Origin of the sequence: Vibrio sp. 10N.286.49.C3, assembly GCF_041469545.1 — a bacterium.
In the GTDB taxonomy this organism is placed as follows: domain Bacteria; phylum Pseudomonadota; class Gammaproteobacteria; order Enterobacterales; family Vibrionaceae; genus Vibrio; species Vibrio tasmaniensis_A.
On record NZ_JBFRKT010000104.1, the window covers coordinates 1 to 2,316 of the forward strand.

Annotated in this window: 1 protein-coding gene and 2 pseudogenes; all 3 read right to left on the reverse strand. The window is 46.5% G+C overall.

Features of this window, described 5'->3' with window-relative positions; all coding sequences use genetic code 11:
* Positions 1–389 (reverse strand): hypothetical protein (locus AB4180_RS22660; protein WP_102250517.1); only part of this gene is annotated, 389 nt, incomplete at its 3' end.
* A gap of 316 nt (positions 390–705) precedes the next feature.
* Positions 706–2,052: pseudogene (locus AB4180_RS22665) on the reverse strand (molybdopterin oxidoreductase family protein); the annotation flags it as partial.
* A pseudogene (locus tag AB4180_RS22670) lies at positions 2,042–2,299 on the reverse strand (PAAR-like domain-containing protein); the annotation flags it as partial. The pseudogenes AB4180_RS22670 and AB4180_RS22665, both read right to left, overlap by 11 nt.
* Positions 2,300–2,316: the final 17 nt, after the last annotated feature.

Below are 2,316 nucleotides of genomic sequence, written 5' to 3' on the forward strand. Positions count from 1 at the left end.
TAATTACGCAACAAAGCCATACAACTAACTAAAATACCGATCTCGAAAAGCCGACATAGAAAAGATGCTGTCTTAAACACCAGACCAGATTCCATCCAAGGCATCACTATTTCGATTAGCACAGCGGCTAAAACCAAAATATACCCAATGCGTTGATGCCATTTACCTAACACTGGAGAAAAATGGTGGAAAGCTAACAAATAGAGCACCGAAAATAAAGGCATTATAAACCAGGTGAAATACTCAAGAATTTCAATCAACGAGCTACCACCTTCGCCCAAAACCGTCATTAGAATCGGAATAATAAAATTGAGTAGCATGTAAAGAAACGGATATATAAGAATACCCAAGGCAAGATACCGAACTGATTTTTTAACTCTTATTTCCACTTGTACTGCCTTCTCAAGTTGGAGTAACGCATAACGCTTAAGTATTTATCCGCTGTCGTAGCACAATAGATAAATACCTGTTGGACTTGGCCGCTTCTATCTATGAAATTTGCTTTAAAGCGTACCTACGTTCGATTTTTATAACTAGCAGAGGAAAACTGCAAGCCGTTCACTTTCCACTTCTAGCTACCAATTTGTCTACAGAGACTATACCCGTTGCATAATTTTTTTAAAAGCGAACAATGCCCCTCTCTCGCCATAACACAGCGATAGTTTTATGCATTATAATCAAGCAACTAGGTCACTCTGTATCCCCCTACTTCGCCATAGTACTCAAAAACTCAGCTTCAAACTCTTCATCGGCTTCTCTTGTTAGGCATTCCACCAGCCAGTCGATGCTTTGATGGTCGAGCTTACTGTTCACTACGAAGGCTTGCTTTACACCAGATTGACCCAGCTTGGCAGAGCCGTAGTTCTTGAATGATTTATTACCGTGGTAATGGAGTGATTTGATCGCCTCCGCGTTGGGTTCTGGTAATGCATCGAGGGTGTTGGCAAGCTGAATCACCAGCTCCATTGGGTTCTTAGATGATGAGATGCGATACAGAAAACCGCCCTCCACTCTTTGGCGTACCCAGTAATCAAAACCGCTGCAATCCATCACTTTGTCACTGACCAGTGCGGCTTCGCTGCGATAACCACACGGTTCAACCACCACTGGGGTGTGTTTAAACTCTGGCTGACCTGATGCGGCATCGGTATGAGGCAAGATCAGGTCACACGGCTTACTGTCTTTGGCAGTCGGTGCATTCCAGTGAATAGGCATGAATACTTGCTCGCGGCGCATCTCTTTGGTTACCACTAGGCGGGCTTGGCACTCCCCTTGTGCGCTGCGCACTTTCACCACTGGATTAATAGTAGCGTGGTTGAAGGCATCTAGCCCAAATTCATCTAAGCCGAACTCTTCTAAACCAAGTGCTGCAACCGTATCTGGGTGCATGGCAACAAAGGGTTCTGGTGTGTGTTCGCCTAAACCTGCGGCCAAGCCTGTGCGGCTCATAGTGTGCCATTGGTCTCGGATCCGACCTGTGTTCATGATAAGCGGGAATTCAAGGCTGATGTCGGCAATCGGTTTGTCGTGATCAACTGCAATAAACTGCGCTTTGCCAGATTCAGTAAAGAACTTGCCATTGGTGAACATGCGCTGCTCAATGATCTCTGGTTGATACTCTAGCACTGGCCATTGCTGTGGTGTGAGTTCGCCATAGCCTTTCTCATCCAGTTGCGTGAGTCCAATTAAGCATAAGTCACGCGCTTTACCTGTTTCATTACCAAGCGCAGTCATCTCGCAATACTCTTTGAAGATCTCACCTTCGTGGCAGTAATCAAACTGCTCTTTGAATCCCATTTTTTGCGCGACTTCTTTTAATATCCGCCAATCAGGTTTAGCTTCCCCTGGGCTTGGTAATATACGGCGTTGGCGTGAGATTCGACGCTCAGAATTAGTCACGGAGCCCGACTTCTCGCTCCACCCTTGCGCGGGCAGCACCACATCGGCCAAGCGAGTGGTTTCAGTATCGGCAATGCAGTCCGACACCACCACAAATGGGCACTTCTCTAATGCGGCTTTGATCTTTTCACTGTCAGGCAGGCTTACGACTGTCTTCACCATAATCAATGTTAAACTCTCCGGGTGCGACACCACCCACCGAAGCTTTGCCTGCATTATCTAATGTGCCTTCAAAGACCGCACCGGTTTGATCGGACAAGCGACATACGCCGACGCCTTCAAATTTAACGGTAGGAGAAGCCGATATGAATTCCGCCTCAGCTTCAATGGTACCAGATGAGACACCCTTTTTATCACCACCGGCATCGCCAGTACTGGCACTGAATTTACTTCCTTTGATGGCTTTGTTGCGTAATT